The following is a 13,278-nucleotide window of genomic DNA, read 5'->3' as shown; positions in this document are numbered from 1 at the left end:
CGCCAGCTAGGCTACAAGATGGCCAAGTACGTGATGCGGATCGAGCTGGTAGATTCGCTCGACCATATCGCGGGCGGCAAGGGCGGTTATTGGGAAGATCAGGGCTATGAATGGTATGCGGGGATTTAGCATTTTCTGCTCAGATGCTGCCGGTTAGCGGATGGTGCATCCGGATAATCTGGATCCACTCGCGCAACAGCAGGGTGCGGCCCTTAAAGCTTAGCAATGAACGTTGTGATGTTTACGATGATAGTGAAGGTCCGTGTACGCCGAGTCGCCTTCTTTCCGATAAACGTCGTCGCGAAGAATGCTTGCACGCGCCGGTTCCGCAGAACCTCTGACCTAAGCGGAGGTTCCCCCTCCTCGGTATTGGGCGGCGGCCTGAACCGCCGCCCATACCTTTACTCCCTATGAGCCGTTGCGACCGATCGGAGCGGCGTGACGCGGACCCGCCCAGTGCTGCGGCGAAAGAACTGGCGCTTCCTCACGATAGATCGGGACGGTACCCCGCGGGCCGACCCAGCGCACAACCTCGCGGGGCGGCGCCGATGGCTTGGCGACGATCCTAACGACGGGTCTGTAAGTGCCGCGTGGTCCGATCGGCACGTAGCGCCAGATGCGCGTGTCCGTGGGTTGGTCGTAGGTGCTCGTTTCCGGCGGACCAAACGAGAGGGGAAGTACAGGCCGAGCTTGCGCCTGCATAACCGCAGCAAACAGCGATGCGACGAAAAGGGTATTCCGGCCGAGCCGGCGGAATTTAGCAGTGTTGTGTGTATTCATGACTTGCCTCGTTACAATGACGTTAATGGGATTGCGGCGGTGATGCCGCGGGTCGTCATAGGCCGCACAGGCGCTATCGCGCTTCGCAGCAAGGCGGTTAGAGGCGCAGACGTGCCGTGAGCAAATACAGTCGCGAGCCGTTGTCGGTATGCGACTGGAAGAGAAGAGTTGTCTGCGAAACGGGGTGTGCTACGGGAGCGTTTACCTGCAGACCGGTAGCATGATCAGGCGAGCCCTCGCCAACGTTCTCGAATGGCTTCTTGTGCGCTGACCCGGCGGCGACATTTACGGCGGCCTCTTCGCTAGCGTCAATCGTCACCACGCAGCAGCAATGGCTCAGCACCGCATTTTCGGACGCTGCACAAGTGCGACGGCGTTCGTGGTCGCAGCAGCAATCCTCAACGAGCTGACTGGTCATCATCGCGCACACCAGCACCGCCTTCGCTTGCGCGAAGGGCGCTGCAGTGAGCATCAATGCGATGATGAGCTTCTTAAACATGACTGCGATATTCCGGATCTGAGAACTCTGTTTTAAGCAACATAACCCTGTAGCTGACTAAAGAGTCAATGCTGTGTCAGCCGCGGTCAGGCGTATCGGCGCAGCGCTGTATTGACCCTCCGCCAAATAACTCACCGCTATACTTCTCCTTCGGTTCTAACTGACCAAAGGTTACACGCATGCTGCTGACATGCCAGGTAAGTCCTGCGTCTGTCACTGAATCGATCAAAGTACAGCAAAGCTCAAGACCATTGGCTCAACTTTCAACCGGCTCGAGACTACCATCGATGATCTTTTGGCAGGTGCCCTGCGGTACATAGATCCAGGCGTCTTTACGACCTTCCTCGAAGACAGTCCCTCCGCACGAGTTGCTGGCGGTAAAGCAGTCGTTCTGACCCGCGCGTGCGACGCCATAGCACTTCTCATACTCGTAGGTAGGCTTCTCCGGGTGCATGGGTTGAGCAACTTGCGCCGCTGCCGTCAGCGAAGAAATCGCGGATGCAATGGCAAGAATCACTTTGCTTTTGCCGCTTGTCATGGCACTACTCCTTCCGGGTTTTCCGGACGTTAGAAATTCAGTCGGGTGCGGACCAGCGCGGCAACACCATCTTGATTGGCGAGGGCGGTATTACCAGCCTCGTCATCAAACTCGTACAGGTACACGGCCGCGAAGTAACGCACATTCGTACTGGTGCGATAGGACACGCCGCCCTGCAGCGCATGCAACTGGTCGTCGCCGGCTTGGTTCGTAGCACCCTCGGCGCGTGCGGTTTGGATGAACCCGCCCACCGTCCAAGGGCCCTTGTTGTAGTTCACGCTGGCGGCATAGCCGTAGGCAGCCGATTCGGAGATCGGCAGCCCGACGCTACGAGTAAGCCCTGTATCGCCGTTGTAGGTAAAGCTCGCGCCTAACGTTAGGTCGTAATCGAGCGTGGCGCTCGCGCCCAGGCTGAAGGAATGCAAGTCGTCTGTGCGTGTTGCGCCGCTGTTTGTTTGCTGCCCGTCGGCGTAGGTATAGGTTCCGCCCACCCGTAAGATGTTCTGCTCCGAGTAATGCTCCCAAGTAAGGCCAGTCTGAATCAGATCGTCGAAGCGCCCGTCGCCACCGTCGATGTGCGGAGCATAGGAGATGCCAGGCAGAAAGCCTTTGGTCTTGGGTCCAACGTAAATTACCTTGAGTGATTCGTCGAAGAAAAAATCGGCCGTGATGCCGAGCCCGCTTAAAGGCGCGATCTGTGCGGCCAGCGCGGAATCGATGAGCGCCGTTTGCAGACCGCCGTCGGGATCCAGACTCGGACCCGAGGCTGGCCCGTACTCGGCCGAGACGAACTGATAGTTGTTCGGCGCGTAGCCCGTGAGTACGTCAGGCAATCCGCGCCGCTCGCCGAACTCCAGACGTCCCCACGAACCGAGCAAGATCAGACTGCGTTCGCCGAAGAGCGCGGAGTCGTCGGTGTTGTCACCAGCCAAGCCGCGATAAGTCACCCGCGGGCCGATCACTAGATCGTGACCCGTGTCCGCCAGCGCCAAGAGCCTGAGCTCGCCAAAACCAAAGCCGGCAATATCATCATCAATCTCTTCGTCGCCTGAGGCATAGCCACCGGCAAGATTTCCGAAGCCTTCAAGCGTTACGCCGTAGCGGCCTTGGTTGTACTGCAGGGCTTGCGCCGGCGTTGTTAGCAGCCCCGCAACGACTACGACGACAGTCAGCATCGTTAGGCGCGATTTCGCGGCTGTAAATCATCTCGTTCTCCAGTTGTTTGTTACCATTTCAAGCGCTCGCACGGCGGACTTGGTTGTACTAAGAGCATCGGCCATGCCACTGCTAGTATTCACAATTGAAGTGACCTTAGATCAATCAGTTATGTTGCTCTGGTCGCGCAGAACACTGTGCGAGCAGCTTGATTCTGCCGCTACATGCTGCGGAGTCACCAAATACGTCGGTGGGGATCATTGCTGCCTGGCTTGCGCCACCACAAGCGTCGCCGGACGTGCAGACGGATAATTCACCAACTCGCAGCCACTCGCCGATGAGAGGGCTCGCCGAAACACAGCTGCCTCTGGTTTAAGGGGCGAGCTAGTCCGGACGCGCGATTGCCTCATGCACTATTGTCACCGCTAGCCAGAGAGCCTACATCGGTGAGATCGGTAATTAGGCATCGGCCGGCAAACGAAGCCGTTATATCTCGCTCCAGAACGCGGGCTAGACCTCGATGTAGGCCCAGTGCGTTTGCTTGTCCGGCACGTGGCTAGGCCGCATAAGAGAGGTCTCGCATGGGCACCAAGAAACAACCTCGAACCCACGATCCCGTTGTAGACGAATACTCCAAAATCGCGAAGCGCTACGACACGAAGTGGTCGTTTTATGTGAAAGCTACCACACGCGAAACGATGCTACGTCTTTCAGTCGGGCCCGCTGATCGGGTGCTCGACGTCGGTTGCGGCACCGGCGTATTGCTCGCGGAACTTGCGCGCGCTCACGCTCATGCCTCGCTTGCTGGCGTTGATGCAGTTAACGAAATGTTGTCGATTGCGCGACGCAGATTGCCGCCGGCAGTTGATTTGCGACAAGGCTGGGCGCAACAACTTCCCTGGGAGGACGCGTCGTTTGACGTTGTGGTGTCGTGCAACATGTTCCACTACATTCGGCAACTGCGCGCGGCTTTAGCAGAGATGGCGCGGGTTCTTCGCCGAGGCGGTCGGCTCGTCATCACCGACTGGTGCGGCGACTTTTTGGCCTGCCGCGCCTGCGATTGGTACTTGCGTATATTTAGGCCAGCACACCTCAAGGTTTATCGGCAAGGCGAGTGCCTAGACCTTCTTAAGGAGGTCGGACACTGTCATGCAACGTGGAGCGCTACAAGATCAATTGGCTGTGGGGTTTAATGACCGCCGTCGTTAGTCTGAATGAAGCCTAGCAGCTAGCCAGGACGATGCTCAAGCGCATCGTGGGACAGGCGCGATGCCGGAAGCGCAGGATCGTAGCGAACCGCTACTGCATCGAGTTCTCACCCAGTCGGCGCTCCCGCGCGCACATCCGATAGAGCGCCTCTGTTGAGAGACTACTAATAAGTCAAGTACGCGGGTAGCCAGTCGCAGCGACGCCAGGTCGCGCAGCTCCCGGCCGATTTGCCCGCGGCCCGCGGAGCCCCATGGAAACAGATGCCGCACACCGGCCTCGCCCGCTCCCCCACAAGCTCCAGAACCAGTGAACAAGAACGATCGCCAGCGCGGCCATGCCCGCCCACTCGTGGATCTCGAACATAACCCCGCCCAGCCCAGTCATGGGACTGCCCGGCTCTGGCTCCTGCATGGCAAGACTGTTGAATAACTCCAGAGTTACAAAAAGCGCCATGCCAAAGTGCAACAGCTTCGTCCTGCGATCCCAGAAAGTTGTGGGCGCCTGAACTTCGATAGCCATGGATATCTCCCTATTAGTGTGATCTTGGACGTCAGCAAATTGGTTAAAAACTGGGCAGGCGAAACCTGCCCAGTGTCCTGCTTTAAATATTAGTCGTCCTCCCCATCCTCGTTTTTGCCTTGCTCGTTTTCAACTTCGACGCCCGCGTCGTCATCGTCGTCATCGTCGTCATGCTCCTGCTCCATGGCCACGATCTCGCCATTACCGGCATCGACATAAAGCTCCGTGGTGGTGCCGTCATCGGCGACCGATTTCACCTCCCAGACCAGAAAGCGGTTCTCGACTTCGCGCTCGGTTTCAATGACCTTGCCAGGTGTCTTGCCGGCCACCGCCTGCTCGGCCTGGGCGGCGCTCAATACAGCGCGCTTCGCCAGGTTGGCTTGGTCTTCATCTTTGCTCACCCGGATGCTGCCCTGAGTTGGCTCCTCCGAAAGGGCTGTCGCCGACTGGGGCGCCGCATTAAGCGCGGTTATGCTGCCTAATCCCAGCAACGCACTCAGTGCGAAAGCGCTATACATAATCAAGTTAAGGTTCATGATGATTCTCCGTATGGTTGTTTTCGCACCGAACCACTCGGCGCGATGGGTGCAGAATGCGCCTTCCCGCTCTACCGCATCCTTTCCAGTTCATTAACGATCTGTAATGTTGTGCGCAAAGCGCGTGTTCTATGATTCGTCCATGCGTTTACTGATTATTGAAGATGACGCTCGGGCCGCCGGTTATCTGGCCAAGGGGTTGAAGGAGAGCGGCTACGCGGTGGATCACGCCGCCGACGGCAACGAGGGGCTTTACATGGCCTTGAGCGAACCGTACGACGCGCTGATCGTGGATCGCATGTTGCCGGGTCGCGAGGGACTCTCGATCGTCGCGGCCTTACGCGCGCAGGGAAAGACGACGCCGGCATTGATCTTGAGCGCGCTGGGCGAGGTGGATGACCGCGTCCGGGGGTTGCGCGCGGGCGGCGACGACTACCTTGTGAAGCCCTACGCTTTTGTCGAGCTGCTGGCGCGAGTCGAGGCTTTGTTACGCCGTGGTAGCGGCGCAACGCTGGATACGGTGCTCCGCATGAGCGATCTGGAAATCGATCTCCTGGCGCATACCGTCAAGCGCGCGAGCCAGACCATCGGCCTGCAACCGCGCGAGTTCCGTCTGCTGGAATACCTGATGCGCCACAGCCCCCAGGTGGTGACGCGTACCATGCTCCTGGAGCACGTGTGGGACTATCACTTTGATCCGCAGACCAATGTGATCGACGTGCATATCAGTCGTCTCCGCCAGAAAATCGACAAGGGCTTCAAGACCGCCCTGCTGCACACGATACGTGGCGCGGGATATTGCCTGCGTGAATCCTCCTAATCTCCTCCGCACGAGCGCGTTCCGCCTTACCTTACTGTACGCGGCGCTCTTTATTGTATCCATGCTGGCGCTGCTTGGATTCGTGTACTGGAACACGATCAGGTACCTGGACGAGCAGACTGATCAAAGCGTCGCGGCGGAGGTCGATGAATTTCGTCAGCAGTACCGTGAGCTAGGAATTCTGGGCGTGCGTGAAACGATCGCGCAACGAGTTCAAGCGTTCGAGGACGCCGAACAAATCTATCTGCTCGCGACCTCTGACCATACCCCCGTAACAGGCAACCTCCTGCAATGGCCGGCGGCGCTTGATCAAAACCTTGGATGGGCGGATCTCGACGTTTCGGTATGGGAACAGGAAGAAGGACAAGCGGAGAATGCCAGGGTACGAATGCTGGCGATTTCCTTGCCCAGCGGGTATCGCCTGTTGGTCGGGCGCAATCTGCACGAGCGCGAAGAGTTATACGCGCACGCGCTTCGAATTCTGGCGGCGGCTATGGGATTAAGTCTGGTAATAGCTTTGGTGAGCGGGCTCGTTATGAGCCGAGGCATCTTGCGCCGGATTGAGACCATTAATCGTACCGGTGGCTCGATCATGGCCGGCCATCTGGAGCAGCGTATGCCGGTTACCGGGAGCGGCGACGAGTTCGATCAGTTGGCGGCGAACCTTAACGCCATGCTCGATCAGATCCAGCGGCTAATGGAGGGCATGCGTCAGGTTACCGATAACGTGGCGCACGACCTGCGCGGTCCGCTCAATCGTCTACACAGTAGGCTGGAGGTCGTCCTGTTAGCGCCGCGCGATGTTGACGAGTACCGTAGCGCGATTCAACAGGTCTTGGCCGACATCGACTCATTGCTCCATACCTTCAATGCGCTGCTCAGCATCGCTCAAGCCGAATCAGGCGCTGAGCGCAGCGCTTGGGAGCAAATTGATTTGAGCACGCTCGCACGCGAGATTGCGGAGTTTTATCAACCGCTCGCGGAAGACAAAGGGCTGGAATTTACTCAGGATGTCGCGCCGGGTTTGAGCTTGCTGGGCAACCGCCATCTGCTGGCACAGGTCTTCGGTAACCTGCTCGATAACGCTGTTAAATATACCCCGCGAGGAGGAGTCATCCACTTAGGCGCAAGAACAAGCGATGGCGCGATAAAAGTCCTTGTCACCGACAATGGACGGGGAGTGCCGATCGAAATGCGCCAGAAGGTGCTCGAACGGTTTGTGCGCCTTGAAACCAGCCGAACTACTCCAGGCAATGGTCTTGGCCTAAGCTTGGTGCGCGCCGTGGCACAGTTGCACGAGGCAAAACTCGAGCTTAGCGACGCTCAGCCAGGACTTACTGTAACTTTACGTTTCGAGGGGGTTAACGCGCGGCCACACTCAAAGCCGTACTGGCGATCAACGCCCGCATGTTTTTAGCCGTTTTTGCGGCCGGTTTGTGGGCCGATTCCTCGGCCCTGCTGGCGGATTCCGCCGACAACCTGGGCGACGCGCTCGTCTACGTCATCAGCCTGTACGTTGCGTATCGAAGTTTGCGCTGGCGCGCCGGCGCGGCGTTCATCAAGGGGCTCGTGCAACTGGCGTTCGGCCTCGGCATCATCATCGGGGTCGTCATAAAGATGCTGGGGCAGCCGAACCGGCTGGGCTCGCGATCATGGCCGTCGCTGCCGTGACCCCGGTCGCCAATCTTCTCTGTCTGGTGTTGCTGCAGCGCCATCGTGGCGAAGACGTGAACAGCGCTCGGTATGGCTGTGCTCCAGCAACGACGTAACCGGTAATTTGGCCGTTATCGTTTCCGGCGCAGCGGTATGGCTGACTGGCAATTTCTGGCCGCATCTGATCGTTGCCGCGTTGCTGGCCACTGTGTTTCTGCACACGTCTTACGAGTATTGCGGGACTCAATGCATTCCTGGGGCGCAAGCGCCGACTGACGCCCGTCAGCCCGGCGCGCTGGATAATATGAGGTACGGCGATATAATCGCGAATGCGCGGCAGCCTGGTGCTGCTGTTTTCCGAACGTAGCCCCCTGCGGCGCGATGAACGAAGCTCTGATGACAACTTACGCCAGACAGCCCGTATGCTTCGCGCGCGGCGAAGGTGTGTGGCTTTGGGATACACAAGGCAAACGCTATCTGGACGCGCTGGCCGGTATCGCCGTGTGCGGACTGGGGCACGCCCACCCGGCGGTCACGCAGGCCATCTGCGCGCAGGCGGGCACCCTGGTACACACGTCCAATCTGTTCACTATCGACGTGCAGACGCTGTTGGCCGAAAAGCTGTGCGGCGTCGCCCGCATGCACAGCGCGTTTTTCTGCAACTCCGGCGCGGAGGCGAACGAGGCGGCGATCAAGCTCGCGCGCCTGTACGGGCACAACCGTGGCATCGAAAGTCCCGCCATAATTGTCATGGACGGGAGCTTTCACGGGCGCACCCTGGCGACCCTCACCGCCACCGGCAATCCGAGCCTGCAGCAAGGCTTCGAGCCGCTGGTGCCCGGCTTCATCCGCGCACCGTATGACGATATAGCCGCGCTCGAAGCGATCGCAGCGGGCCGCGACGACGTGGTGGCGATACTGGTGGAGCCGATCCAGGGCGAAGGCGGCATCCGCGTTCCGGACATGGGTTATCTCTCCGCACTGCGCCGTCTCTGCGACTCTCGCGGCTGGCTATTGATGCTGGATGAAATCCAGACCGGCATGTGCCGCACCGGCCGCTGGTTCTGTCACGAGCACGAGCAGGCGCGCCCGGATGTGCTCACGATCGCGAAAGCGCTTGGAAACGGCGTGCCCATCGGCGCCTGTCTGGCGCGCGGCGCCGCGGCGACGACCTTCACGCCGGGCACCCACGGGACGACATTCGGCGGCAACCCCTTGGCCTGCCGCACCGCGCTGGCGGTTATCGAGACCATCGAACAGGACGAGCTTTGCGAGCGGGCCGCAGCGACGGGTGAATACCTGCTGACAAGCTTGCGGGAGCGAACGCATGGGCTGGAAGGCGTAATCGACATTCGCGGAAAGGGACTGATGGTCGGCATTGAACTGGTTTCCCCTTGCCGGGTACTGGTGGCCCGAGCTTTAGAGCAGGGCCTGGTGATCAACGTCACGGCCGGCAACGTCATTCGGTTGCTGCCACCGCTGATCATCGAGCGCGGCGAAATCGACTTCATCGCCGGCACACTGGCGCGCCTGATACAAGATTTTCAAACGACCAGCGCGTGAACGGCCATACGTGAACGCCCATACATGAACGAACCCAACAGCGAAGCCGGCAAGGTAAGGCATTTTCTGAGGTTGCTGGACTGCACCAGTGAAGAATTGCGCGCGATGGTAAGGCGCGCGACGGCGCTCAAGGAAATCCAGCGGCGCGGCGAAATCTTCGAGCCACTGAAGAACAAGACCTTAGGCATGGTGTTCGAGAAATCCTCAACGCGCACGCGCGTCTCGTTCGAGGTCGGCATGGCGCATTTCGGCGGCCACGCGCTGTTTCTGTCGCCGCGCGACACGCAGCTCGGCCGCGGCGAGCCGATCAAGGATTCCGCGCGCGTACTGTCGCGCATGGTGGACGTCATTCTGATCCGCACTTATCAACACGAGAAGGTCGAGGAGTTCGCGGCGTATTCGCGGGTGCCCGTCATCAACGGACTGACCGATCGATATCATCCGTGCCAGTTGCTGGCAGACATGCAGACCTGGTTCGAGCATCGCGGCGACATCCGCGGGCGCACGGTCGCCTGGATCGGCGACGGCAACAACATGTGCAACTCGTACATCAACGCCGCGCGCCAATTCGACTTCACCCTGCGCATCGCGTGCCCGCGGGAATTCGATCCTGACGCGGACACCCTGGCCGCCGCGGGCGCGCGGGTCGAGATCATCCGCGACGCGCGCGCCGCCGCCGACGGCGCCGACCTGGTAGTCACCGATGTGTGGGCCAGCATGGGCCAGGAAGAGGAGCAGTCCAAACGCGCGCTCGCTTTCGCCGATTATCAGGTCACGGCCGAGGTCATGGCCGGCGCGCGTGAGGATGCCCTGTTCATGCACTGTCTGCCCGCGCACCGCGGAGAGGAAGTCGCTGAAACCGTGCTGGAGGGTCCGCAAAGCGTGGTGTGGGATGAGGCCGAGAACCGGCTGCACGCGCAGAAGGCGCTAATGGAATTTTTGCTGGCGTGAACCGGCGCCATTGACATACAACCAGGAGCATACAATGCGGAGATTTGCCGCCGTAATGCTGGCCGGCGCGATGGCCTTGCTTGGCGCTACACACGCGAGCAATGTGCTGGCGGACGATGTACTGGTGTTCGCCGCCTCCAGTCTCACCGATGCGCTGGGCGCGGTCGCCCGGCGCTATGAAAAACAGGGCGACGATCGCATCGTTATGTCGTTTACCTCAAGCTCCACTCTGGCGCGTCAAATCGAGAGCGGCGCACCAGCGGATATCTATGCCTCGGCCGATGTCCTCTGGATGGATTATCTCGAAGAGCGCGAGCTGATACGCGCCGCTACCCGCGCCGATCTCGTATCGAACCGGCTGGTGCTGATCGCGCCGGCGGACAGCGCACTCGAACCTGTCGAAATGGCGGCAGGCTTGCCGATAGATGAAATGCTCGGCGAGGGTCCCCTTGCGATGGGCGACCCGGCGCATGTGCCGGCCGGGATTTACGGCAAACAGGCGCTGAAGTTTCTAAAAGTGTGGTCGCGGGTCAAAGGCAAAGTCGCGAGAGCGCCCGACGTGCGCGCCGCGCTGGCGCTGGTCGCCTCCGGCGAGGCGCCGCTCGGCGTGGTTTATCTCACCGACGCGCGGGCCGAACAGAACGTGAAGATCATCGGCACGTTTCCGAAGACCAGCCACGCGCCAATCCAGTACCCGTTAGCCATCACCACGGCCAGCGACAGCCCGGGCGCGCGAGCGTTCTACGCGTACATGCTGTCGCGCGAGGCAAGCGATATCTTCAGGCGCTATAGTTTTATAACACCTTTCTGAATCATGCCGGCGCTGAGCGCGGCCGAGACCGACGCGCTGCTGCTCAGCCTGCGTGTGAGTCTGGTCAGCACGGCGCTAAGCCTGCCGCCCGCGCTGGCGGTCGCCACCCTGCTGGCGCGCCGCGACTTCCACGGCAAGACACTGCTCGACAGTGTCGTGCATCTGCCGCTGGTGCTGCCGCCGGTGGTGGTGGGCTACGTTTTATTGCTGTTGCTGGGCACACAGGGCCCGATCGGCGCCTGGCTTGACCAGACCTTCGGCATCGTCGTGGCGTTTCGCTGGACGGGTGCTGCGATCGCCGCGGCCATCATGAGTTTCCCGCTGGTGGTGCGCGCCATTCGTCTGTCGCTGGAAGCAATCGACCGGGGTCTGGAAGCCGCGGCCAGCACCCTGGGCGCGAACCGAATCTGGATATTTCTGACCATTACTTTGCCGCTGACGCTGCCTGGCGTGCTGGCCGGCGCGATTCTGGGCTTCGCGCGCAGCTTAGGCGAGTTCGGCGCGACCATTACGTTCGTCTCGAACATTCCCGGCGAAACCCGCACCCTGCCGATCGCGATCTACACACTCACGCAGATGCCGGGCCGCGAGGACGCGACGCTGCGGCTGGTGGCGCTGTCCATCGCGCTCTCCATGGGCGCGTTGATCGCCTCAGAACTGCTCGCACGGCGCATCAACGGCCGCCTGCGGGGCGTCGATGCTTGAGATCGACGTCGAGTGCCGGCTCGGGCGTTTCGAGCTGGCCGCGAAGTTTACCAGCGACGCGCCGGTCACCGCGCTGTTCGGCCGCTCGGGCGCGGGCAAGACCTCGCTGGTCAACATGATAGGCGGCCTCTTGAGACCAGCGCGCGGGCGCATCGTCATCGACGGGCAGGTGCTGTTCGACAGCAGAAGGCGTGTGCACGTGCCGGCGCATAAACGCGGCGTCGGCTATATATTTCAGGAATCGCGCCTGTTCCCGCATCTCACCGTACGCCAGAATCTGCTGTACGGGCGCTGGTTTACCAAGCCCGCGGCCCGCTATATCGAGCCTGAACAGGTCATCGCGCTGCTGGACATCGCACCGCTGCTGGAGCGCCTGCCGGGACTGCTGTCGGGGGGCGAAAAGCAGCGGGTGGCGATCGGCCGCGCGTTGCTGGCGAGCCCGAAGCTGCTGCTGATGGACGAGCCGCTGGCCTCGCTCGACGCGGTGCGCAAGAGCGATATTCTGCGCTACATCGAACGCCTGAACGAAAGCATGCGAGTGCCAATCGTGTACGTGAGCCACTCGATCGAGGAGGTCACACGGCTGGCGCATTGTCTGGTGGTCATGTCAGACGGCCGAGTTGCGGCCTCGGGTTCATTGCCCGACGTCACCAGCCGGCTCGATCTGCTACCGTTGACCGGCCGCTATGCGGCGGGCGCGATCATCGAGGCGCGGGTGCTATCGCACGACGAAGCCTTCGAGTTAACGCGCCTGGGCTTCGGCGGCGGCGAGCTGACGACGCCGCGGGTGGCGATGCCGCCCGGCGCCAGGGTGCGGGTGCACGTGCGCGCACGCGATGTGGCCATCAGCCTGCATCGGCCGAAAGACCTGAGCATTCAGAACGTGTTCCCCGCGCGCGTTGCCGAGATCAGTCCCGAGTCAGGACCGTTCGCCGAACTCCGGCTCGATGCCGGCGGCGCGCCTCTGCTGGCGCGCATCACGCGCCGCGCCGCGCACGAACTCAAGCTCGCACCGGGGGCGGCGGTGTTCGCCCTGGTCAAGGCCGTCTCTCTGGACCGGCACAGCCTGGGGCTGGCGTCGACGCCGGCTATGCATCGATCCCGATCGCCGCGCTGACGGCAAAGGCCGCTGTTACTGAGGGTGCGCGTGCGCGCCGCCGACGGATTCCGCGTGTAGCAGCCGCTGGATCGCGGGATCGTGTTCCAGGTCGCCGAGGTCCGCCGCGTCGACATTGCGGAAGTTATCGACCGGCCAACGCGAAGAAGGCAACCAGTCACGAGGCGGCGGCGCATGCGCTTGCATCAGGCGCATGGTAAAAATCCCGTTCGGGCTTGTACGCCTGATTAGGGCCGGAATGTGCTTGCGCGGCAGCCAGCTTACTTGGACGGTTTCGCCGTTCAATGGTCCTTCCAGCGCAACCACAGATCGATCATGATCGCTTTTCTCGGTTTGTTTGAGCCGTCCCATAGCATCAGGCGCGATCACAGAGCGCAGCGCTTCCCAATCGGTTGCGACACCGCGCGCCGCGAGTTCGCCGG

15 protein-coding genes and 1 pseudogene are annotated in these 13,278 nt (G+C 61.0%); 10 read left to right on the top strand and 6 right to left on the bottom strand.

Features of this window, described 5'->3' with window-relative positions; translation table 11 throughout:
* A partial coding sequence (locus tag H0V34_07115) for a molybdopterin-binding protein (GenBank protein MBA2491474.1) occupies nt 1-129 on the top strand: 129 nt, incomplete at its 5' end.
* Between the two features lie 748 nt (nt 130-877).
* Here H0V34_07115 and H0V34_07110 read toward each other — a convergent pair.
* The 3 genes from H0V34_07110 to H0V34_07100 form a co-directional block, all read right to left on the bottom strand.
* Entirely contained in the window at nt 878-1,279 is a 402-nt protein-coding gene (locus H0V34_07110) for a hypothetical protein (protein ID MBA2491473.1), read from the bottom strand.
* 256 nt (nt 1,280-1,535) lie between these two features.
* Nucleotides 1,536-1,817, bottom strand: coding sequence for a DUF2282 domain-containing protein (locus tag H0V34_07105; protein MBA2491472.1), 282 nt, complete (start codon nt 1,815-1,817; stop codon nt 1,536-1,538).
* 29 nt (nt 1,818-1,846) lie between these two features.
* Nucleotides 1,847-2,992 carry a hypothetical protein gene (locus tag H0V34_07100; GenBank protein ID MBA2491471.1) on the bottom strand — a complete coding sequence of 382 codons (1,146 nt, stop codon included), beginning with the start codon at nt 2,990-2,992 and terminating at the stop codon, nt 1,847-1,849.
* 561 nt (nt 2,993-3,553) lie between these two features.
* Between H0V34_07100 and H0V34_07095 the strand changes: the two are divergent.
* Nucleotides 3,554-4,197 (top strand): annotated as a pseudogene (locus H0V34_07095) (methyltransferase domain-containing protein).
* Between the two features lie 155 nt (nt 4,198-4,352).
* Here the strand turns inward: H0V34_07095 and H0V34_07090 are convergent.
* Together H0V34_07090 and H0V34_07085 are read right to left on the bottom strand one after the other, a co-directional pair.
* The gene (locus H0V34_07090; GenBank protein ID MBA2491470.1) at nt 4,353-4,700 is read right to left on the bottom strand and encodes a cytochrome b/b6 domain-containing protein; all 348 of its coding nucleotides are present in this window, start codon (nt 4,698-4,700) and stop codon (nt 4,353-4,355) included.
* Nucleotides 4,701-4,789: 89 nt separating this feature from the next.
* Entirely contained in the window at nt 4,790-5,236 is a 447-nt protein-coding gene (locus tag H0V34_07085; GenBank protein MBA2491469.1) for a PepSY domain-containing protein, read from the bottom strand.
* Between the two features lie 142 nt (nt 5,237-5,378).
* Between H0V34_07085 and H0V34_07080 the strand changes: the two genes are divergently transcribed.
* The 8 genes from H0V34_07080 (at nt 5,379) to modC (ending at nt 12,856) form a co-directional block, all read left to right on the top strand.
* The gene (locus H0V34_07080) at nt 5,379-6,056 is read left to right on the top strand and encodes a response regulator transcription factor (GenBank protein MBA2491468.1); all 678 of its coding nucleotides are present in this window, start codon (nt 5,379-5,381) and stop codon (nt 6,054-6,056) included.
* A gap of 61 nt (nt 6,057-6,117) precedes the next feature.
* Entirely contained in the window at nt 6,118-7,473 is a 1,356-nt protein-coding gene (locus H0V34_07075) for a HAMP domain-containing protein (protein MBA2491467.1), read from the top strand.
* Nucleotides 7,464-7,727, top strand: coding sequence for a cation transporter (locus H0V34_07070; protein ID MBA2491466.1), 264 nt, complete (start codon nt 7,464-7,466; stop codon nt 7,725-7,727). Before H0V34_07075 ends, H0V34_07070 begins: the two co-directional genes overlap by 10 nt.
* Nucleotides 7,728-8,090: 363 nt before the next feature.
* Complete coding sequence (locus H0V34_07065; GenBank protein ID MBA2491465.1) at nt 8,091-9,272, top strand: aspartate aminotransferase family protein; 1,182 nt, start codon at nt 8,091-8,093, stop codon at nt 9,270-9,272.
* A 24-nt stretch (nt 9,273-9,296) separates the two neighbouring features.
* On the top strand, nt 9,297-10,223 hold the full coding sequence (gene argF, locus H0V34_07060; GenBank protein MBA2491464.1) for an ornithine carbamoyltransferase: 927 nt from the start codon (nt 9,297-9,299) through the stop codon (nt 10,221-10,223).
* A gap of 70 nt (nt 10,224-10,293) precedes the next feature.
* Nucleotides 10,294-11,034 (top strand): molybdate ABC transporter substrate-binding protein, encoded by a 741-nt coding sequence (gene modA / locus H0V34_07055; protein MBA2491463.1) that lies wholly within the window; start codon nt 10,294-10,296, stop codon nt 11,032-11,034.
* A 3-nt stretch (nt 11,035-11,037) separates the two neighbouring features.
* Complete coding sequence (modB, locus tag H0V34_07050) at nt 11,038-11,739, top strand: molybdate ABC transporter permease subunit (protein MBA2491462.1); 702 nt, start codon at nt 11,038-11,040, stop codon at nt 11,737-11,739.
* The gene (modC, locus tag H0V34_07045) at nt 11,732-12,856 is read left to right on the top strand and encodes a molybdenum ABC transporter ATP-binding protein (protein ID MBA2491461.1); all 1,125 of its coding nucleotides are present in this window, start codon (nt 11,732-11,734) and stop codon (nt 12,854-12,856) included. Before modB ends, modC begins: the two co-directional genes overlap by 8 nt.
* 15 nt (nt 12,857-12,871) lie before the next feature.
* Here the strand turns inward: modC and H0V34_07040 are convergent, their stop codons facing one another.
* Entirely contained in the window at nt 12,872-13,051 is a 180-nt protein-coding gene (locus H0V34_07040; protein ID MBA2491460.1) for a hypothetical protein, read from the bottom strand.
* Nucleotides 13,052-13,278 lie beyond the last annotated feature (227 nt).

The sequence above is a fragment of the Gammaproteobacteria bacterium genome, from assembly GCA_013696315.1.
Lineage (GTDB): Bacteria > Pseudomonadota > Gammaproteobacteria > JACCYU01 > JACCYU01 > JACCYU01.
Note: the sequence above shows the minus strand (reverse complement) of the source record. Positions and strands in the feature narration are given on the sequence as shown.

What these genes read in the sequence shown, in the direction of transcription:
- H0V34_07100 (MBA2491471.1), bottom strand. Translation starts at nt 2,992, where the DNA reads ATGCTGACTGTCGTCGTAGTCGTTGCGGGGCTGCTAACAACGCCGGCG.
- modC (MBA2491461.1), top strand. Translation starts at nt 11,732, where the DNA reads ATGCTTGAGATCGACGTCGAGTGCCGGCTCGGGCGTTTCGAGCTGGCC.
- H0V34_07085 (MBA2491469.1), bottom strand. Translation starts at nt 5,236, where the DNA reads ATGAACCTTAACTTGATTATGTATAGCGCTTTCGCACTGAGTGCGTTG.
- argF (MBA2491464.1), top strand. Translation starts at nt 9,297, where the DNA reads ATGAACGAACCCAACAGCGAAGCCGGCAAGGTAAGGCATTTTCTGAGG.
- H0V34_07090 (MBA2491470.1), bottom strand. Translation starts at nt 4,700, where the DNA reads ATGGCTATCGAAGTTCAGGCGCCCACAACTTTCTGGGATCGCAGGACG.
- H0V34_07065 (MBA2491465.1), top strand. Translation starts at nt 8,091, where the DNA reads ATGAACGAAGCTCTGATGACAACTTACGCCAGACAGCCCGTATGCTTC.
- H0V34_07080 (MBA2491468.1), top strand. Translation starts at nt 5,379, where the DNA reads ATGCGTTTACTGATTATTGAAGATGACGCTCGGGCCGCCGGTTATCTG.
- H0V34_07075 (MBA2491467.1), top strand. Translation starts at nt 6,118, where the DNA reads ATGCTGGCGCTGCTTGGATTCGTGTACTGGAACACGATCAGGTACCTG.
- H0V34_07110 (MBA2491473.1), bottom strand. Translation starts at nt 1,279, where the DNA reads ATGTTTAAGAAGCTCATCATCGCATTGATGCTCACTGCAGCGCCCTTC.
- H0V34_07040 (MBA2491460.1), bottom strand. Translation starts at nt 13,051, where the DNA reads ATGCGCCTGATGCAAGCGCATGCGCCGCCGCCTCGTGACTGGTTGCCT.
- modB (MBA2491462.1), top strand. Translation starts at nt 11,038, where the DNA reads ATGCCGGCGCTGAGCGCGGCCGAGACCGACGCGCTGCTGCTCAGCCTG.
- H0V34_07070 (MBA2491466.1), top strand. Translation starts at nt 7,464, where the DNA reads ATGTTTTTAGCCGTTTTTGCGGCCGGTTTGTGGGCCGATTCCTCGGCC.
- H0V34_07105 (MBA2491472.1), bottom strand. Translation starts at nt 1,817, where the DNA reads ATGACAAGCGGCAAAAGCAAAGTGATTCTTGCCATTGCATCCGCGATT.
- modA (MBA2491463.1), top strand. Translation starts at nt 10,294, where the DNA reads ATGGCCTTGCTTGGCGCTACACACGCGAGCAATGTGCTGGCGGACGAT.